At 44.3% G+C, this 20158-nt stretch carries 17 protein-coding genes; 6 read left to right on the top strand and 11 right to left on the bottom strand.

Annotated features, from left to right (window positions below):
• Positions 1 to 59 precede the first annotated feature (59 nt).
• Both ytxJ and AO498_RS04615 read left to right on the top strand, forming a co-directional pair.
• Positions 60 to 395: a bacillithiol system redox-active protein YtxJ gene (gene ytxJ / locus AO498_RS04620; protein WP_067544251.1), complete on the top strand. Its 336-nt coding sequence runs from the start codon at positions 60 to 62 to the stop codon at positions 393 to 395.
• Positions 396 to 512: 117 nt separating this feature from the next.
• The gene (locus AO498_RS04615; protein ID WP_067544249.1) at positions 513 to 3389 is read left to right on the top strand and encodes a TonB-dependent receptor; all 2877 of its coding nucleotides are present in this window, start codon (positions 513 to 515) and stop codon (positions 3387 to 3389) included.
• An 80-nt stretch (positions 3390 to 3469) separates the two neighbouring features.
• Here AO498_RS04615 and AO498_RS04610 read toward each other — a convergent pair whose 3' ends face one another.
• Positions 3470 to 4030 (bottom strand): fasciclin domain-containing protein, encoded by a 561-nt coding sequence (locus tag AO498_RS04610; protein ID WP_067550248.1) that lies wholly within the window; start codon positions 4028 to 4030, stop codon positions 3470 to 3472.
• A gap of 180 nt (positions 4031 to 4210) precedes the next feature.
• On the opposite strand from AO498_RS04610, the gene AO498_RS04605 reads away from it, so the two are divergent.
• Positions 4211 to 5239, top strand: a complete 1029-nt coding sequence (locus AO498_RS04605) for a phenylalanine--tRNA ligase subunit alpha (RefSeq protein WP_067544247.1) — start codon at positions 4211 to 4213, stop codon at positions 5237 to 5239.
• 122 nt (positions 5240 to 5361) lie between these two features.
• Here AO498_RS04605 and AO498_RS04600 read toward each other — a convergent pair whose 3' ends face one another.
• The 5 genes from AO498_RS04600 to AO498_RS04580 form a co-directional block, all read right to left on the bottom strand.
• Positions 5362 to 6240, bottom strand: coding sequence for an SMP-30/gluconolactonase/LRE family protein (locus AO498_RS04600; RefSeq protein ID WP_067544245.1), 879 nt, complete (start codon positions 6238 to 6240; stop codon positions 5362 to 5364).
• Positions 6241 to 6408: 168 nt separating this feature from the next.
• The gene (locus AO498_RS04595) at positions 6409 to 7296 is read right to left on the bottom strand and encodes a sugar phosphate isomerase/epimerase family protein (RefSeq protein ID WP_067544243.1); all 888 of its coding nucleotides are present in this window, start codon (positions 7294 to 7296) and stop codon (positions 6409 to 6411) included.
• Between the two features lie 3 nt (positions 7297 to 7299).
• On the bottom strand, positions 7300 to 8091 hold the full coding sequence (locus AO498_RS04590; RefSeq protein WP_067544241.1) for an SDR family NAD(P)-dependent oxidoreductase: 792 nt from the start codon (positions 8089 to 8091) through the stop codon (positions 7300 to 7302).
• A 1-nt stretch (position 8092) separates the two neighbouring features.
• Complete coding sequence (locus AO498_RS04585; protein WP_067544239.1) at positions 8093 to 9136, bottom strand: zinc-binding dehydrogenase; 1044 nt, start codon at positions 9134 to 9136, stop codon at positions 8093 to 8095.
• 3 nt (positions 9137 to 9139) lie between these two features.
• Positions 9140 to 9847 carry an orotidine 5'-phosphate decarboxylase / HUMPS family protein gene (locus tag AO498_RS04580; RefSeq protein WP_067544237.1) on the bottom strand — a complete coding sequence of 236 codons (708 nt, stop codon included), beginning with the start codon at positions 9845 to 9847 and terminating at the stop codon, positions 9140 to 9142.
• 151 nt (positions 9848 to 9998) lie between these two features.
• Between AO498_RS04580 and AO498_RS04575 the strand changes: the two genes are divergently transcribed.
• The gene (locus AO498_RS04575) at positions 9999 to 11021 is read left to right on the top strand and encodes a LacI family DNA-binding transcriptional regulator (protein ID WP_067544235.1); all 1023 of its coding nucleotides are present in this window, start codon (positions 9999 to 10001) and stop codon (positions 11019 to 11021) included.
• Positions 11022 to 11063: 42 nt separating this feature from the next.
• Here AO498_RS04575 and AO498_RS04570 read toward each other — a convergent pair whose 3' ends face one another.
• Both AO498_RS04570 and AO498_RS04565 read right to left on the bottom strand, forming a co-directional pair.
• A complete protein-coding gene (locus tag AO498_RS04570) occupies positions 11064 to 13022 on the bottom strand; it encodes an alpha-amylase family glycosyl hydrolase (protein WP_067544233.1) in 1959 nt (652 codons plus the stop codon).
• Positions 13023 to 13047: 25 nt separating this feature from the next.
• The gene (locus AO498_RS04565; protein WP_067544231.1) at positions 13048 to 14529 is read right to left on the bottom strand and encodes an MFS transporter; all 1482 of its coding nucleotides are present in this window, start codon (positions 14527 to 14529) and stop codon (positions 13048 to 13050) included.
• A gap of 208 nt (positions 14530 to 14737) precedes the next feature.
• On the opposite strand from AO498_RS04565, the gene AO498_RS04560 reads away from it, so the two are divergent.
• Together AO498_RS04560 and AO498_RS04555 are read left to right on the top strand one after the other, a co-directional pair.
• The gene (locus AO498_RS04560) at positions 14738 to 15814 is read left to right on the top strand and encodes a sugar-transfer associated ATP-grasp domain-containing protein (protein WP_067544229.1); all 1077 of its coding nucleotides are present in this window, start codon (positions 14738 to 14740) and stop codon (positions 15812 to 15814) included.
• The gene (locus tag AO498_RS04555) at positions 15811 to 16887 is read left to right on the top strand and encodes a sugar-transfer associated ATP-grasp domain-containing protein (protein WP_067544227.1); all 1077 of its coding nucleotides are present in this window, start codon (positions 15811 to 15813) and stop codon (positions 16885 to 16887) included. Before AO498_RS04560 ends, AO498_RS04555 begins: the two co-directional genes overlap by 4 nt.
• A 33-nt stretch (positions 16888 to 16920) precedes the next feature.
• On the opposite strand, the gene AO498_RS04550 is transcribed toward AO498_RS04555, so the two are convergent.
• The 3 genes from AO498_RS04550 to AO498_RS04540 all read right to left on the bottom strand — a co-directional run bounded on the left by AO498_RS04550 (position 16921) and on the right by AO498_RS04540 (position 20127).
• Positions 16921 to 18249, bottom strand: coding sequence for a hypothetical protein (locus AO498_RS04550; protein WP_067544225.1), 1329 nt, complete (start codon positions 18247 to 18249; stop codon positions 16921 to 16923).
• A gap of 93 nt (positions 18250 to 18342) precedes the next feature.
• Positions 18343 to 19413 (bottom strand): dipeptidase, encoded by a 1071-nt coding sequence (locus AO498_RS04545; RefSeq protein ID WP_067544223.1) that lies wholly within the window; start codon positions 19411 to 19413, stop codon positions 18343 to 18345.
• A 3-nt stretch (positions 19414 to 19416) separates the two neighbouring features.
• The gene (locus AO498_RS04540; protein ID WP_067544221.1) at positions 19417 to 20127 is read right to left on the bottom strand and encodes an SAM-dependent methyltransferase; all 711 of its coding nucleotides are present in this window, start codon (positions 20125 to 20127) and stop codon (positions 19417 to 19419) included.
• Positions 20128 to 20158 lie beyond the last annotated feature (31 nt).

The following is a 20158-nucleotide window of genomic DNA, read 5'->3' as shown; positions in this document are numbered from 1 at the left end:
TGGGAGAAAGGAACTATTTTCCCTTTACAAGAATTGCCCCAAAATAAGTCATTGCAGCGATGAATTGGAATAAATTAACAGACATTAGCCAACTTGAGGAAATCAAAAAGGAAAGCTTTTCACAGCCGGTTCTCATTTTCAAGCATAGCACCCGCTGCTCCATCAGCAGTATGGCCCTCGATCGACTATTGCGTAATTGGAAGGAGGAAGATGCTCAAAAAATCAAACCTTATTACCTGGACTTGATCGAAAACCGCGCTATTTCGGACGAAATTGAGGACAGTTTTGGGATTCCGCATGCTTCGCCCCAAGCAATTGTTCTAAAAGAGGGAGTTGCCGTCTATGACAATAGTCATTTTGGGATTTCCTACCCCGATATCATGGCCTTTAGCTAATTTTCAAAGGGTAATTTCACCTTTTATCCTGTTGTTTTTCCGCTCTAATTTTTTAGCAAATCTTCCTTAAACCATACGCTTTTTCAATCAGTCAAAGTGAGTGAACTTTGCATCATTATGACTAGACCCTTTATTTACACTGCACTGATTTTTAGCCTTTTGCTATCTGTGGCAGCCTTTGGGCAACGCCCAACCGGAGCACCTCAGGAAGAGCGAAAGTTTACTGGAAAAGTAATGGATGGAGTGACTAAAACTCCCATGATCGGCGCCAATGTCCTGATCAAAACCGTTACGGATTCCCTGCTTCGGGGCACCGTGACAGGTGCGGATGGAAGCTTTGAAATTGCTAGACCTAGGATCCCACAAGTCAAACTGGAAATCACATTTCTAGGCTACAAGACCATTACTCAAATTCATAGCTTCCGGGATCCCATGGAACTCGGTGAATTGGTTTTACTGGAAGACACCAAAGTATTGGGTGAAGTTGTAATCGAGGGAGTCAATGTAGTCGGAGAACAAAAAGGAGATACTACTTCTTTCAATGCCAATGCTTTTAAAACTCAGGCCAATGCACAAGCGGAAGATTTGATCCGAAAAATGCCTGGAATCACCATGCAAAATGGACAAGTTCAGGCACAGGGCGAACAAGTCCAGAAAATCTTGGTGGATGGACGAGAGTTTTTTGGCAATGACCCCAATATTGCCCTGAGAAATCTTCCAGCTGATGCTATCGATCGGGTCGAAGTACTCGACCAGCGATCGGATCAAAGTAGATTGACAGGATTTGATGATGGTAACTATACGAAGACCATCAATATTATCCTTCGTTCGGATCGGAAAAACGGACAGTTTGGACGAGTCTATGGAGGCTATGGAAGTGACGATCGATATGCCGCAGGAGGAAGTATCAACCTATTTAATGGGGATCGAAGAGTATCCATTTTGGGCTTATTCAACAATATCAATCAACAAAATTTCTCGAGTCAGGATTTGGCAGGCCTAAGCGCCAATGCTTCTGGAGGAAGAGGAATGGGCGGTGGTCGCCCAGGTGGCGGTGGCGGCATGTGGGGAGGTGGCAATAACAACTTCTTTGTGGGTAATCAGGGAGGAATTGTTAGTACTAATGCCCTTGGTCTGAATTACTCAGATAAATGGGGTAAAAAAGTAAATTTCACCGGAAGCTATTTCTTCAATAACACCACCAATACCCTTCGTCAAATCACGAATCGGGAAACTGTAGTCAATGAAAACCTTCGACAGTTTTATCAGGAAAACCTGATAAACACAGTGGACAATTATAATCACCGCGCCAATGCTCGAATCGAAGCAGATCTCAACGAAAAAAACTCCATAATTCTAACCCCAAACATTTCCTTCCAAACCAACAATACCTTTAGTGATCGGGATGCATTGACCACTGCGAGCACTGGCGATTCACTTTCTTCTCTTCGCTCGATTTCTGATGCAGAGACGAAAGCCTTCAACATCGCCAACAATTTGACCTATCGCTACAAGTTTGACAAAAAAGGACGCACACTTTCAGCTGACATTTACACTGCTTGGAACAATCGAGATCAATTTTCAACACTCCTGGCCGCCAGTCAGGATTACCGAAGAAACCTAATCGACACAGCAGAACAAGAAACCAACTCGCTCAACAATGGCTTCAATTACCGAATTAATACCACTTGGACTGAGCCATTAGGTGAAAAATCCATCGGAACTTTCGGCTATCAAGTGGCTAATAACAAAACCCGAGCAGACCAAAAAACGCGTGTATTAAACGCTGAAAATTTATTTGTCCTCGATACGGCCCTTTCCAACGAGTTTGACAACAAATTTATCACGCAACGCTTGCGTTCTGGTTATGCCTACAATAACCAAGGTTGGAGCATCAATTTAAACCTCGACTACCAAAATGCTCGCTTGGACAATGAGGCATTTTTTCCTGAAAAAGGAATCTTTAAGCGAGACTTTAACAATATTCTACCAAGTGCTAATATCAACTATCGAAACCGCGAAACGGGATTTAGCTGGAGAATGAGGTATCGAACCGATACAGACGAGCCAAGCGTATCCGAACTACAAAATGTAGTCAATAACCAAAATCCACTCAATCTTCGAGTGGGTAATCCTTCCTTGGGTCAAAGCTTCAACCACAACATCTTCGCGAATATCAGCAAGGTGAATCTGGAGAAAAGCCGCACCCTATTCATGTTTGTCAACTACTCCTCGACAAGCAATTACATCGGAAATAGCACCTTCCTCGCCGTGCAGGACACCTTGATCAATGGAGAAATTCTCCTCAGACCCGGTGGACAGATCTCACAGCCGGTGAATTTGGACGGGAACTTCAGAACTTCTCTATTCCTGACCTATGGAGCACCGATCAAAAAAATCAAAACTCAGTTCAATACCAATTCACGGGTAAGTTTCAATCGTATTCCGGGTTTGATCAATGGAGAAAGTAACCTCAACGATAACCTGACGCTGAGCCAAGGGCTGACTTTCAGCTCTAACATCAGCCAAAATGTGGACTTCTCGATCAGCACCACAGGATCTTACAATATTGTGAATTCCTCCCTGCAGCAAAATCTGGACAACAACTACTACCAGCAGGAATCCAATATCCGGTTGTATTTCTCTTCTCAAAACGGGAAATTCTTTATGGGGAACAATGTCGCCCACTCCTTGTATACCGGACTATCGGAAGGATTTAATCAAAACTTCTGGTTGTGGAACATCGAGGGAGGTTTCCGATTTGCCAAAAACAATAAAGCAGAGCTGAAAGCTGTCGTATTTGACCTTCTGAACCAAAACAACAGCATCAGCCGAACTATCTCCGATGTGGCTGTGACCGACGTTTTCACCAATGTTCTGACGCGCTATGGCATGGTGACTTTTACTTACATCATCGGCAACTTCAAGCAACCTGAAGCACAGCCTCAGCAACCTTGGATGATGGGCAGACCTCCGGGAGGAAGAACATGGTAAAAAATCTTTCAACTGCAGTTGAAAGCAAAAAAGCCGCTTGAAAGTAATTTTCAAGCGGCTTTTTCTTTTTTAATTTCTAATTACATCTTTGGTAGCACTACCGTATCCACCGAGTGAATTACCCCATTGGATTGCCATACGTCGGCAATGGTGACTTTAGACTGACCGCCGTTTTCGTCGGTGATGTAAAGGTCTTTGCCCTTCATCCATGCAGTCAATTTTCCTCCTTGCACTGTGGTTAGGATCGCTTTTCCATTTCCTTTTTTGATTGCATCTGCGATATCCTTGGAGCCCATTTTGCCAGCTACTACATGGTAGGTGAGCACTGCGGTCAATTGACCTTTGTTTTCAGGCTTCAATAGAGTCTCTACTGTTCCAGCTGGAAGTTTAGCAAAAGCTGCATTATCTGGAGCAAACACGGTGAAAGGTCCGGCGGTTTGTAAGGTTTCTACCAGTCCTGCTGCTTTTACGGCTGCTACCAAGGTGGTATGGTCCGCAGAGTTCACCGCATTTTCCACAATGTTTTTGGAGGGATACATCGGCGCACCGCCCACTTCTACAGTTTTTCCCATTTGGGCAAAAGCTACATTTGCTGACAAGAAGACGAAGGCTGCGAAAGCCACTTTCAATAAATTGTTCATAAAGGTTTTGTTTTTGGTTTTCTGAATTTGAAAGCACTTACGAGCCTTGCTTTGCGATTGGATTATGGGGCGGGAAAAAAAATTTTTATAGGGGGACTTTCTCCATTTGGAGATGAAGTCCATCTTTCTCCGAAAAAAAGCCTAAAAATGATAGCTTTGTGACTTGATTAATTTTCAGTCATGTATCAGGAAAAAATCGAAGCCATTAAAGCGGCAATAGCCGCTGCTGACGCCAGTACCCCAGACCAACTCGAAGCTTACCGTATGGAGTTTATCTCCAAAAAAAGTGTGGTAGGTGAACTTTTTGCCGCCATGGGTCAAATTCCCAATGAAGAAAAGCGTGCCTATGGTCAGTTGGTCAACGGCGTGAAGCAATTGGCCGAGGAGAAATTTCAGGAATTGATCGAAAAGGTCAATGCAAGTAATAAGAAGTCAAAAACGGCAGACATTGATCTGACGCTTCCTCCTTCCAATGTGGCCTTGGGAGGCATTCACCCGCTTACGGCAACCCGCCAGCGAATCATCGAGATCTTTGAGCGTATCGGATTCAACCTATCCGAAGGTCCGGAGATCGAGGACGATTGGCATAATTTTACCGCGCTGAACTTCCCTGAAAATCACCCTGCACGCGAAATGCAGGATACCTTTTTCATTGAAAAGAATCCAGATATCGCCCTTAGAACTCACACTTCCTCTGTGCAAGTTCGAGTGATGGAAAATCAAAAACCTCCCATCCGAACCCTTTCACCAGGGAGAGTTTACCGAAACGAAGCAATTTCTGCCCGTGCGCACTGCATCTTCCATCAGGTCGAAGGACTCTATGTAGATGAAAATGTGGGTTTCGCGGACTTGAAAAATACGCTTTACCATTTCGCCAAGGAGATGTTTGGTAAAGAGACCAAAGTACGATTCCGTCCTTCTTTCTTCCCTTTCACCGAACCAAGCGCGGAAATCGACATTTCCTGCCTGATCTGCGGAGGAAAAGGCTGCAACGTGTGCAAAGGAAGTGGCTGGGTAGAAATTGGCGGCTCGGGCATGGTTAATCCCAATGTGCTTGAAAACTGCGGAATCGACTCCAAAAAATACACAGGCTTTGCTTTCGGAATGGGGATCGAGCGAATTGCGATGCTGAAATATCAGATCAAAGATTTGCGATTGTTTACAGAAAATGATGTGAGATTCTTGCGGCAGTTTAGGCCGATGTTATAGAAAAGTTGAGAAGCCAGTCGAAAGATTGGCTTTTTTTTATTTCCCACAGATTCACACAGATTAAAATCAAAGATTTGCACAGAGAGCAAATCATTGAAACCTGTGAAAATCAGTGGAAAAAATTAAATCATCGCCGGATTCGACTCAAATCCTCCTACCTCCACGTTCACCAAAAATACATCCCCACTCTGAGGATATTTTTTAAGATCATCCGATGTCAGATTTTCTTGAGCTGTAGTAATCAACATCATATCCAGATTTTCTCCTCCAAAACAACAAGAAGTCACGTGGGGAACCTGTAATTCGATTTTGTCCAAAAGTTGGCCCGTATTCGGATCCCAGCGGTACACGCCCGAACCCGCATAATGCGCCACCCAAAGCATCCCTTCCCGATCCAAGCACATCCCGTCTGGAAAGCCCAATCCCTCCGAAATCTCAACGGCAATTCGTCGAAATTCAATGGCTCCCGTTTCTGGATCAAAGGCAAATTCCTGAATCTTCTTGGTAGGTGTATCGATAAAGTAAAACGTCCTTTGATCAACCGTCCAAGCCATTCCATTGGAAATGGTCAGGTTGTTCAATTTAGTTAGAGGTTTCAGATCCGCTCCAATTCGATACAAGGAACCCGCACCTTCGGTGAAAAGTGTACTGAGCGTCCCGATCCAGATTCTGCCTTGAGGATCAACCTTACCGTCATTGAAACGATTCAAGCCCAAATCTTCTTCCACCTCACAGAGCTCTTCGATGTCTTGAGTTTCCCAATCGTAACGAACCAGCTTTCGATCCAAACCCAGAATCAATTTAGCATTTTGTCCCTCTAGCACAACCGCCAATCGATGTGGAAAGTGACGGACTTCTAGGGTTTCTGAATTCAAATGATAGCGATGCAGGTTGCCCTTTTCGATATCTACCCAAAAGAAACAGCCGAGCTCGGCGATCCAAAGCGGGCCTTCGCCCAAAAAACACTGAGAAGGGATGGTTGTAAAGTGGTAAGGTTGCAAAGTTCGAAAGTTTAATTGTCAACGGTCCATGGTCCACAGACCACAGCCGCTTTGTTTAAATGGTTTAAGTTCAAATCCAATTGGTATTTTTTGCGGTCGACTGTCGACTGTGGACAGTTGACCATTTGTCTTTCTTTCTGCAGTGGACCGTCTTGTGTCGACCGTGGACTATCTGTTCCAATACTGCGCTATCTTCTTCTTCAAAAACGCCACACTCCGCTCCAACTGATCCATGCCATCCACCCCGTCTTCGATGCTGATCCAGTTATCAAAGCCGACTCGCTTGAGCTCAGTGAAGATCGCATCGTAATCATTCATGCCTTTGCCGATTTCTCCATGGCTGAGCATTTTCGCATACCCTACGGCACCACCTTCTACTTTTCGCAAATCTTCAATTGTGCCGTATTTTAAAAATCGGTCACTCGCATGCATGGTCAGGACTCGCTCAGAGACATCATACAACAAATCCAGGGGATCTTCTCCCGCCAAAAACGTATTGCTCGGATCGTAATTCACTCCAAAGTTGGGATGCTGAATCGACTTGACCAGTTTGGTGAAAATGTCTCGCTTCTGCGCAAATTCCGGATATTCCCAAAAGTCATCTTTGTAATGATTTTCGATAATCAGCGTAATTCCCAGACTTTGAGCGTAGGGGAGACAGGCCTCGATGCAGTCTTTAGCGAGTTTGATTCCTTCCTCCACGGAGAGTTCGGGACGATATTGCCCGGAAAGAACGCGGCAATATTTCCCACCTAGGGCATCCGTCATCTCAATCCAGCGTTTTTGCTTTTGGATTTCATTTTCACGGAAGGATTTATCCCGATGGGTAAAATCAGGCGAACAGCACATCATCGGAATAACCATACCTTCGTTTTCAACCATTCGTCGGAATTTGGACCAGTTTTTTTCATCAGCCATCTCCAAAAATCCAGCGTACCACTCCAGTCCATCGATCTGAAGCGGGGCTGCCAATTTAACCCAATCGGCAATTTTCATACTTCCATCTTTGCAGAGCTGCTGCATAAAGGCCTTCGGAAAGGCGGCGAGTTTTGGCATAAATCAGTGGATTGTTGAAGTGTCTTTTGGGGCATTTCGCCCGATCATAGGATATTGTTCGAGATCGACTACTTGACCTGAAATTGGACCTGCCTCATCTGAAAGCCAATACACACAAGCAGCAGCAATTTCCTCCGGCCAGAGAATCCGACCTGCAGGAGCATACATTTTGGGTAGATCTTCAAACCAAGTTTCGGAAAGACCATGATCCCTTTTGCGTTCTTTTTCCCGCTCAGTCAAGACCCAGCCTGGATTGATTTGGTTGACACGAATGCCCTGATCTCGCATCAAGGAATCGCCCAGATTTCGGGTCAAGGTCATCAATGCCCCCTTAGAAATCGAATAGGCAAGCAAATTAGGTTCGCCACTCCATGCATTGACCGAACCGATATTGAGTACGCAGCCTTGATTTTTAGCGAGTTCGGGAAGGGCAGCTTGAATTAGCAAAAAAGGAGAAACAGCATTGATGTCCAGGACTTTTTGGAGAAATGCCCGGTCAGTATTTTCAATATTGGATTGGATCACCCAAGCAGCATTGTTGACCACCGCATCCAACTTTCCAAAGTGGTCTACTGCCAATTTGACCAAGCGCTCCGGGCAAGCTTCCACAGAAATATCTTCTTGGTGAAAAACGGCATTTTCAGCCCCAATTTCATCTAAAACTTCTTCTCCCAGAAAGCCTTCCAAACCATGTAAAACCACCTTGGCACCTTCAGCCACACATCGTTTGGCAATGGCTTTTCCGATACCTGTAGTACTTCCAGTGACGATAATGACTTTGTCTTTGAGTCGCATGTTAAACTGGCTTTAATACTGCTTTTACAATTTGTCCAGTATGCATTTTTTCAAATGCCTCGTGCCAATCAGTAATCGACCAAACCCCACCAATAATCGGCTTCACGTTTAAAGCCCCACTGGCCAGTAATGCAATCACTCGCTCCCAGATTGGCCAGTTGTGACTAAAGCTCCCCTGAAGGCGCACATTTTTCTGAACAATAGGATCAATGGAAAAATTTAGAGGCTGTGGTCCCCATCCAACTTTGGTAATTTGCCCATTGGGGCGGACAAGTTTCATCGCAGTCCTTAAGGTAATGCTATGTCCTGCAGCGTCCACGATCAGATCAGCTCCTAGTCCATCTCTTTTCCTCGCCCAAGCTTCTGCCACATCTTCCCCAATTAATGGATCACAGCCGTAGGCATTTTTAGCAATTTCTAATCTACCTCGATCTGCCTCTAATCCCAAGACTGCCACTTCAGCTCCGCAGAGTCGGGCTACGGCAGCACATAGAATCCCGATTGTTCCAGGCCCGATCACAATGACCCGATCTCCAGGTTTGATGTGGGAATTACCCACCAAGGCATTGAAAGCGACACAACAGGGTTCGGTCAGGCAGGCTTCTTCAAAGGATAAATTCTCGGGGACGTTGTGTAAGCATCTTGCTGGCACCCGCACAAACCGGGTCATGGCTCCATTGACTCCATAGCCAAATCCTTTTCGAGTTGGGTCTAAATTGTAGAGCCCGACTTTACTCATAGGATTAAGGGAGTCGATTACGGCAGCAGTTTCAGAGACCACTCGATCTCCGACTTTCCAGCCTGATACACGGGAGCCCAAAGCGGCTATTTTCCCTCCAAACTCGTGCCCCATGACCACCGGATAATTTACCGGCCAACTGTGGTCAGAAGTCCACTGATGCAAGTCACTGCCGCAAACACCGACATTTTCGACCTCAAGAAGGATATCTTCCTCGCCGATTTCAGGGACAGGGATTTCACGAATTTCTACTGAATGCTTTTGCTCGGAGTAGTTGACTACGGCGGGTATTTTGGTGCTGGACATGGCTTATGAGTTAGAGGGGAAAACGGTGGTTTGGGCATGGATGGCTTCACAGATCATTCTGAGGGATATTTCGAGATCTCCATCTGCAGTCTTGAAAGAATCGGCATCAATAGTCAGCGGCGCGCCTAATACAACCAGTGGGGCTCCATATTGTGGGCATTGGATTGCCTGCTCCAGAGAAAGACCTCCGACAGCCTGAACAGGGATATTCACCGCAGCTACAACTTCACGAAGTTGATCGAGCGGACTTGGCATTCGATGACCTGCTGCAGCAATTCCCCTTCGCTCATCATAACCAATGTGATGAATCACATAATCACAACCCAGATCTTCCAAAAACTTAGCTCCCTCCACCATATCGGGACAAATCATGTTATCTCCCATGACTTTTACGCCAAAATCTTTACCTGCTTGGACCACACATTTTATCGTTTCGGCATGGGCTCGAGCCATGACCACCACGTGGGTAGCTCCAGCTTTAGCCATCATTTCGGCCTCTAGATAACCTCCATCCATGGTTTTCAGATCAGCAACAATGGGAGTTCCGGGAAAAGCTTCACGAAGTTTTCGAACGCCATGAAGACCTTCTGCAAGAATTAAAGGGGTACCAGCTTCCAGCCAATCCACTCCAGCTCGAAGCGCCAGAGCAGCAGTTTCAAGAGCTTCGTCAATATTGGTCAGATCCAAGGAGATCTGGACAATCGGGGTCATAGATTTTGGGTTTAATGTTTGACCATAATATACCGATTTTTAGGCCTGATCTTGAACAAAAAATAGATCAATGGAAAAATGGATAGTGGAACTGCAATAGAATATTAGTACTTTCTCCCTTGAAAAGAACTTAATAACTATACCCTGTCTAATGGCTGAAAAACGGAAAATTACGCTTAAGGATATTGCCAAGGAATTAAACCTATCACCCTCCACCGTTTCAAGGGCGCTGAATGGCTATCCTTCGCTCTCCGAAGAAACGATTCAGATGGTCAAGGATTATGCTGAAAAGCACAATTACATTCCCAATACCATGGCGGTGAATTTCCGAAAAAACCGTACCTCCATTTTGGGAATGATTGTACCTCAGATCGTTCATCACTTTTTCTCCACGACGATTGATGGAGCCATGGAAACCGCCAAAAAACACGGCTACAGCATCATCTTAGCACAATCGCAGGACATGCTAAAAGACGAAATTCGAGCCAGCCAACACCTGCTCGGAATGGGAGTGGATGGCTTATTGATCTCAGTTTCCAATGAAACCAAAGAGGCAGAGCACCTTCAAGCTTTTTTGGATGAAGGAAAGCCCGTCGTCCAATTTGATAAGATCACAGACTACCTGGTTAGCCCAAAATTGGTGGTGGATGATTTTCAAAGTGCCTATGATGCTGTTACCCATTTGATCAAACAAGGATACCGCAAGATTGCCCATTTGAGCGGCAGAATGGATGTAAAAAATGCCCATGAACGCTACAAGGGTTATCGAAAAGCGATCGAAGACCATGGCTTGGAGTTCCGGGAAGATTGGGTTAAAAACTGCTGGGAAATCTCCGAAAAAGAAGGAATGGAATTCACGAAGGAACTTATGGAAAGTGGAAATGCGCCAGATGCGATCTTCTGTATTACAGATGTGGTAGCGCTTGGAGCGATGAAACACCTCCAATCCAAATCGATTGCAATTCCCCAGCAAGTCGGAATTATGGGATTTAGCAACTGGATGCTTTCAGATTATACCAGTCCGACTTTAAGTTCGGTCGATCAGCATGGAAAAGCAATGGGAAGTAAAGCTGCGGAACTATTAATTGAAATTCTCAAAAATCAGGACCCCGTAACGGATGAGTTTCATGAAATTAAAACGGAACTCATTATCCGGGAATCCTCCCAAAAATGATAAAAGCCTTCCTGGATTAAATCTAGGAAGGCTTTTTAATGTTTAACCCTGCGGCGTCATGATGCAGAATCCATAAGGAGGCAAGATCAAGTATTCATTATCTGCTCCAATGGTATGAATTTTTTCTCCCCAAAGATCCCAGAGCGCTGTGGCTCCCTCTCCTTGCTCTTTAAAGGCATACCAGGTGAGATAGGCTGCACGATCGCTGAAATTAAACAGGCAGTACACCCGGTCATTCCCTTTTCGGCGAACAAATCCTGCAACATGAATATTGTGCGGACTCATCCAGGTGATATTGCTCAAATCCGCAAAAACATCCTGAGATTTTCGAATGGAAAGTAGCTTTTTAGTCCCTTCAAAGAGTTGATTCTCGACGGTACCATCTACCTTTTTCCGGTTTACTTTTTCCCAATCAATGATAGGACGGTGCATCCATCGATTGTCGTAATATTTACCAGGATCATTTTGGAAGCTATAATCATTGGTATAGCCCACTTCGTCTCCATAAAATAGCATCGGTAATCCGCCCAAGAAAATGGAATGCGCCTGCATCATTAGGATTTTTTGAATGCTTTGATCAATGGCTGGACCATTTCCTTCAATCAAGGCCTTTTCTAATCCACACAAGGATGCAAGCGTACCGCTAATTCTGGCATCGCCAGTTTTCGGATTAGAGGAAAAAAGCGCACCACGAGCAGGACTCATCCATTGATCTCCAGAATAAGAATAGTATTCTTTCAAAAATTTACGATGCTGATAGGGTTCTTTGCCTGCATGGGCAATCATGTAGTCATCGTATCCCAAGCCAATATCATCATGGCATCGGGTATAGGTAATCCAAGAAGTACCGTAAGGTTTCTGAAGAATTTCGTGTTGGGCGGCAAGCATTACTTTGGTCTCGCCCGAAGCCAACATATCCCATTGCAAGGCCATTTGAGTGGCATTGTAAGCAAAATCACATTCCTGAGCTATGAATTCTCCCGTACCGAAATACTTCATGATTTCCTTTGGAGCCACGATAGCCTCACCCAAAATCGCCATTCCAGGAGTAGCTACCAGTACACATTGCTTGATCAATCGAAGCAAAGTATGCGCTTCCGGCAAGTTTTGGCAGGAAGTACCTGGCTGTTTCCAGATAAAGGCTGGTGCATCGATGCGGAGAAGATCCACCCCCAAATTCCCGTAAAACAATACCGTATCCATCATTTCCTTGAAAACAACGGGATTGGTGTAATTCAAATCCCACTGATACCGGTGGAACACCGTCATTACCCATCGACCCATTTCTTCTGACCAAGTAAAATTGCCGGGAGCTGCCTCTGGGAAAATCTCAGGCATACTTCGGTCAAATTCATCTGGCATCCACCGGTCTGGATAGGTATAGAAAAAGTCTCGGTAATATGGATCTCCTTGCTTGGCTTTCTGCGCCCACTCGTGATGGTGAGAAGTATGATTCAGCACAATATCCAACATTAGATTCATGCCTTTGCTGTGCATCTTTTTGCGAAGCGCGATAAGGTCTTCTAAAGATCCAAACCTTGAGTCGACTGTTCGGAAATCAGATACCGCATATCCTCCATCACTTTCACCTTCTGGACTTTGAAAAATGGGCATGAGGTGGAGAAAATTTACCCCTAACTCCTCCAGGTGCGTCAGCTTTTCCGGCATTTTTTTCAAATTCCCGGCAAAGCGATCCACGTATAAACTCATCCCAGCTAATTGATTGCTTAGAAACCAACCATCTTGCTTGGCTTTTTCAGCATCACGTTTCTTGAGAGAACTTTCACGTGATTGATAGGCTTTAATCAAACTTGAAATCAGCTCAATAAACTGGGGTTCGGCCTGATGGTGAGAGGCATAAATCTCCCCAAAAAGCCTATGAATTTTAGGTAAATGGTTCCAAAGCCGGTCTACAAATGCTTGATCTTTTTTCAGAGCATCCAGCTGATGGATTTCCAACAGTTCGTTGATTTTTTCCTGAAGGAATAATTCGGTAGTCATGTAAGGTAATCTAGAGATAGGTTTATCAATGGCCTGATGAAACAATCACTGTTGTTTCATCCATTTTCTTATTGTCTTTGATCAAAAGAGTGGCCGCAGCAGCAATCAGTAACAATACTCCTGCGAAAGTCACCGCTTGCCCGGCATCATTTCCAAGGAAGTTTTTGGAAATAAAGCCAAAAGAGAGGGTCTGCAATATCATCGGAATCACAATCATCATATTGATGATTCCCATGTAAACTCCGTATCGCTCCTTTGGAATTTCATTCACAACCAATAGATAGGGAACGCCCATCATACTGGCCCAAGCGATTCCAAATCCAGTCATAGGTGCAAAAAGCAGGTATTTATTTTCAATCATTGGAAATAAAATCAAACCCACGCCTGCTAAAATCAAACACAAGAAATGGACGGTTTTTGGACCGAATTTCTTGGCTAGTCCGACAAGAAAAAACGCCGAAAGAAACGTTACGATATTATACCAGCCGTTAACTAGTCCAGTCCAACCCACAGCTTGTTCGTATTTTTCAGGATCGCTGGAAGGGGTCGCACCCCAAACAGAAAGTGCAATGGATTTGGCGGCATTTTGCCAATAACAAAACAGCGCATACCATTGGAAGAGGTAAACTAAGGCCAACTTCCACATGACAGATGGCATTTGAATTATGGCTTCGATGATTTCGAGATTTTGAGCGAACAAGACCTTGGTGGTGGGATTTGTCTCCGCCCAGTGAATGGTTTTTCGGATAATCTTTCGATCAAAAATGGAAGGAACCAACAGGATCAGAAAAACTAAATAGGCGACCAAAGTAGTCAGAATTGAAAGGAAGAACTGAACGGCGGGAGGTGGCATGCCCTCATTTCGTTGGCGAAGAGCTGCTAATTCTTCGTCCGAAGGCGGATATTCAGGTGTTTTGGAAATACTCCACATCACGGAGGTGATAGAACAAATCGTCCCCAAAAAGAAAGAGGCATACACCCACATTGGAAGTGATCCAATGGTCCCTTTGAAGAAAATCTGAAAGACAAACAAGGAAATGTTTGCCAAGGTAATTCCTAAGCCTGTGAAGAAACTTTGAGTCAAAAACCCTTGGCCATATTGCTCCTCAGGAAGGGAATCTGCGATCAGCGCTCGATAGGGCTCCATCGCCGTGTTATTGGCTGCGTCAAGGACCCAAAGTAATCCCGCAGCCATCCATAGTGAACTACTGAATGGATAGAAAAATAAACAGATGCTACAAAGCAAAGCACCAATGAAGAAATAGGGCTTTCGTCGACCATATTTCGGACTCCAAGTACTATCACTCAATGCTCCAATGATAGGTTGAATCAATAACCCGGTCATTGGGCCTGCCAAGTTTAAAATCGGAATTTCATCGGGTGCTGCACCGAGCATGTCATAGATCGGATTTACAGCACTTTGCTGAAGACCAAAGCTGTACTGAATCCCAAAGAAACCAACATTCATGTTGATGATCTGGGAAAAAGAAAGTTGGGGTTTACGCATCAGGTTATCGGGTATGGGAATATTGCTAAGAGAAAATTTTGAAAAAATTACAAAGTTTGAAAGGGTTAAAAAAACCCAATTCCCTGATTAGCTGAACCTAAACAACTAAATACCTTAGGAAATCGATTGATATATGGTTTTTTCAGTTGGAATTTTTTCCATTTTTTTTCGATAGAATTCCCGACTTTTAGTCATTCCTCATTTATCTATGAATAGTCTAAAGCTTTTGAAACGGATCTACCGAAAATCACGGATCCGTAGGTGGCAAAAATTATACGATCAACCCCATCATATCAAAGCCGATAAAGCACTACAAAGCCTCCTGAATCAAGGAAAAAACTTAAGCCCTGCCCAAATATCCAAGTGCGAAACCTATGCGAAAGAAGTGCTGGGAGGAAAAGAGTTTGCTCCTTGGTTAAAGGTCTATTCTGCATTTCAAGGGGAGTTTAAAGAGGGCTGGATTCCCGACAATTACTTAGGAAGAATTGTCTGCCCAGCTATCAATGGAGATTTCAGAAGACTAAGTGATCGTAAAACCTTGTCAAAGCGAATCCTTCAAACTGAAGCTCTTCCTGACTTGGTCTATTATATCAGAGGATGTTGGTCCAATCGATTTGGTCAACCAATTTCGTTTCAAGAAGTAAGGGCTTTGTGTTTTGACCAAAATCCGATTGTTTTCCTTAAAAAGGATTTTTCATTCCAGGGAAATGGAGTCATCAAATTGACTCCAGAAGGTTTCGACCAGTTTGATTTTAAGCAAGCTGGAGATTTTGTTATCCAGTCTCCCATCTTTCAGCATCCCCTTTTGGAAGAGTTTAGTCCCGGAGCAGTAGCCACAATACGGATCACCACTGTCAAGCCTCCTGGAGAACCGGCAACAAATAAACTTACAGGTCTCAGGGTGGGTCGAAAAGGGATGGAATACATTTATACCAAAGATTGCATTCGAGTCCCAATTAGAATTGAAGACGGAAGTTTTTTTGATACAGCAACTACTGCAGGTTGGGGGATTTTGGAAAAACACCCAGATACAGGGGCAACTTTTAGCGGAAAATCTATTCCAAATTTTCTAGAGGCAGTTGCTCTCTGTGAGCAAACTCATGACCGATTGCCACATGTCCAGCTAATCGGCTGGGATGTCTCAATCAATCAAGAAGGAAAAGCCCAGCTTATCGAATGGAATTCAGATGAGCCAGGAATCGTTTTTTCTGAATCAGCAACAGGCCCTCATTTTAAAAATTTGGGCTGGGAAAATCTTTGGAAGATTTCTTCTGGAACAAGATGATATCAAACCTTAAACAGCTCTACCGGCAAAACCAAGAAAAAAGGCGAAATCAAGCCACCGATGCCTATTATCAACTAGGTGCAACGAAGGCTTATCAATCGCTAATTCGTCAGCTTCCCTATCACGCCTTAAGTGCCAAACAAGAACAAGAAATTGAAACCTATGCTGCAGATGTTTTAGGCAATGCTTCCTTTTCGGCATGGCTTAAAGTATTCACCGCATGCCGGGGGGAATTTTTGGAAGGCTGGATGCCCTTGGATTATTTAGCACGCATCGTTTATCCCAGATTAAATGGATCATTACAACCGCTTGGGAAAATAAAAACCCTGACACAAAAATTCCTGAATACGGATGCCCTACCCGATTTAGCTTACCGGGTGCAGGGGAGCTGGCTTCTAGCGACTGGCGAAAAAACAGACTTTCACACCTTAAGCCAAACGCTATTTAAGGATCATCCTTTTGTATTTCTCAAAGAAGATCACACTTCAAGAGGAGGAGGCCTGATGAAGGTGGATCGAGAGAAATTTTCAAGATTAGATTTAGATGTTCTTGGAAATTTTGTAATTCAATCGCCGATAACTCCTCATCCATTTTTTAAAGAAATTAGCCCCGCTTGTGTACCCAGTTTACGAGTGACTACCTACAAGCCTTTTCAAAATCAGGCAAAGGTCGTCCAGTCTGCAATCCGAATTGGTTTGGAGGGTGTCCCTTTTATTTATGAAGATCATTGCATCCGATTTGCGATTCGAATCCAAGATGGCCGAACTCATGACTTCGGTTTTATTGGAGATTGGGAAATGGTAGTTAGACATACAGAAACTCAAGTTCCTCTAAATGCCCGTCAAATCCCGAAGTATCAGGAAATCAAAGCCTTTTGTGAGAAACTCCACGATCAAAACCCCCAATTTGGGCTTATCGCCTGGGATATGACAGTGGATGAAAATGACCGAATAAAAATTATGGAGTGGAATACAGTCACCCCATCCTATAACATGGAAGAAGCTGTAATTGGCCCACATTTCAAAGGCTTGGGTTGGGAAAACCTTTGGAAAACAAAAAGCCCCGATTTCTAAAAATTCGGGGCCTTTGCTGATAGGGGTTTGAGATTATTGCAATCTCGCTTGGATTTCCTGAATCAACCCATCATACTTTTTAAGAATCCTCGCCCAATCTTGGAATTTTTCATCGTCCTTGACGGTGACTTTTTCATCTCCAAAAACTTTTGCTTCTTGGCTCACGAGTTTAACAGCATAGGCCACTTGATCCGTATTTCCACCTGTGGACACAATGACCCGTGTCCGGATAATACTCGACATGAAGTTTTGAACTTGCCAAGATGTAGTCAAATAGCCTGTGTTATAATCGACAGTTTCAAGAATGTCAAAATAGCCCGTAATAATCGAACTAAGCACTTTCCATGCTTCCTCAGGAGCAATGCCTGCACGCACCGGAATCGTAATTCGAACGTTTGCCAAATCAGACGAAACTGAAGAAGTGTAGGCTTCATCCACTGGCAATTCCAAGAAATCTGTCAAAGGAGGCTCTTGCATGCTCACTTGATTACAGTAGTTTTTAGTGTATTGCACAAAACCATCTCGAGTCACTCGAATTTCCACACAGGAATTTTTAGGAACTTTTAAATCATAAGATCCATTTCCAACCCGCTTCCCTGAAATTTCTATGGCTGCATCATTAGGAGCCGTCGTGATTTTTACTAATCGATCCTCAAGAACCGCCTTGTCTCTAATTGGAGGCTCTGGATCGCCTTGCTTGTTACAAAACACTTTCTCATAATTCACATAGCCCTCTTTGGTAACAGTAGTCGTCACACAATCTCCAAAAGGAATCGTAATATCTTGATTTCCTCTTCCAAGGGTAATTCCATTGGTGCTTACTGAGGCATCAGCCGGCAAAACTTCCAATCTCACTTGACGATCTTTCAAAACAAAATGATCTTTAAATGGAGGAGTTTCACGATCTGGCTGATTGTAATACACTTTTGAAACGGTCGCAAACCCTGGCTTTCTAATTTCAACTGTTAAAAACCTGTCTTTGACGATGTAAAGAAAAATTGCTTTGGTGCCGATCAAACGACCATCTACAAAGATTTCCGCATCAAAGGGCTCTACAGAAATATCTACTTGGCGGGTATCCAAAGTAATGCGTTGTTCCTTGTCCCATTTGAGGTCTTTGTTGTATTCCTTGAAGACACTTTGGTAACCTGGCTTTGAAATTTTTACCCGGTTTTTGGAATCTTTCTCCAATTTCAATTCAACTGTACCAGTCCCAATTTCCTGTTTATCCGAGTCATCATAATCATTTAACAAGGTAAACTTGGCATCGCTATGATTCGCCATAAGCAATAATTTCTGGGAAAAAGCGAAGTGGGAGGAAGCTAAAAGAAGCGCTAAAATCAGTAAATATCTATTTTTCATATACTAAAGGTTGGGCGATACACAGGTGCAAATAATTCATTTAAGACCACTTATGCAAAAGATAATTCTTGGATTTAGCCAAAAACTTCCAAACTACTTCCAAGCATTCTCCAGAAAACGTAGCCAATTGCCATGCATGACTTTTTCTAGATCTATCTCCGAATAACCTCTAGCCCGAAGGAGGTCTGGGATTTTCTGCAAATCAGCAATAGTCTCCAAGTCTGCCGGACTTTGCTCAGTTCCAAAAGCACCATCCAAGTCCGATCCGATTCCGATGTGATTGGCATTTCCCGCAATCTGACAAATGTGATCTAAGTGATCCAAAACCGTTGAGATAGTGACATTTCGCTCTTTCGGAGTGCTTTTCCCTCTCACCCAACCTGGACTTAGCATCCATGCATCGAATGCTCCACCGATCACTGCACCTCGATCGACCAGCGCTTTGATCATCTCGTCGGAAAACTGTCGGTTGTGATCGACCAGTGCGCGGCAGTTGTTGTGACTTGCCCATACTGGCCCTTGGTAAATCTCCAAAGCATCCCAAAATGCCAAATCACAGAGGTGAGTGGCATCCAAAATAATCCCGAGCTCATCCATTTTCTTCACCAAGTCTTTTCCTTGCTGACTCAAAGGCGCAGAAGAATCTGTCCCAAAGGCATATCGTCCCGGTCCATAATGTGCAGGACCTAAAGCACGAAGCCCGCTTTCGTAGGCTTTTTCCAAATAATCCAAATTCACAATCGAGTCAGCTCCTTCCAGTGAAAGGATAAATCCCACCGGCTTTTGGCTTTTGTCCTCGCCTTGATTCCAGTGAGCCAAGTGCGCTTCCAACTCGCTCCAATTTCGGATTTGGGTCATTTCGCCCTTTTCGACCATGGCACGATACCAAGCCAATTGACCTTGAGTCTGAGCCCAGGCTTGCTCTGGCGAATGCCAACCCGGAAGGGGATTTTCCGGTGCCACGAATCGGGCGATCTGTGTTGCCACTACCAGCCCGATATTTCCATTGCGAAGCTCAGGAAGAGAGACGGTTGCATTTCCCCGGTCGGGTTTGTCGCTCAGGCCTTTTTCGCGGGCATTGATCTCGGCAACAGGTCGGGTGAGGTCCCGATTCCACTCGAGGGCATTCATACTCAAGTCGAGGTGCGCGTCTATGGTAAACATGGCTTAGAAGGCTTGAAGGACAAATACAGTAGGGACTTTATGCAGATCAACGGGATGATTTTTCCAATCGGCAACAGTTTTGGTTTGAATAAATTCATCTGAAGCTGTGAGGTTTTTGGCAATGCAAAGCTTAGTGTGAGGACCTAAAGTGGAAAGTAAATCTTCCAAGAGTTGGTTGTTACGAAAAGGCGTTTCCATAAAAATTTGAGCGCGTTTTTCCCGAATCGACTCAGATTCGAGTTTTTTGACAGCGATAGCTCTGTCTTTTTTATCGATAGGCAAATAGCCATGAAATGCGAACGACTGTCCATTGAAGCCAGAACCCATCAATGCCAAAAACATAGAACTAGGCCCGGAAATGGGTACGACCTGAATTCCCTTTTGGTGGGCATAGGCAACAGCCAAGGCTCCTGGGTCGGCGATTCCCGGACATCCCGCTTCGGAAATCACCCCAATATCCGCCCCGTTCATCAGCGGAAGCATCAGGCGGGGTAATTGCTCCGGCTTGGTGTCTTTGTCCAAGATCTCCAGATGCAATTCTTCAATATTAACCCCGAGCTTTAGACTGGAAATATAGCGGCGGGCAGAGCGTGGATTTTCAACCAAAAAGATCTTGGTATGGGCGATGACTTCCTGTACTTGGGGAGAAATCACCCAATGGGCGGTATTTTCAGCCAAGACACTAGGGATTAAGAAAAGCTTTCCTTTGGGCATTTTATCAGAAAGAGATAATGGGGGCGAAAGT

The sequence above is a fragment of the Algoriphagus sanaruensis genome, assembly GCF_001593605.1.
GTDB classification, from domain to species: Bacteria; Bacteroidota; Bacteroidia; order Cytophagales; family Cyclobacteriaceae; genus Algoriphagus; species Algoriphagus sanaruensis.
The sequence above is the reverse complement of the archived record's forward strand: the minus strand, read 5'-3'. Positions and strand labels throughout refer to the sequence as shown.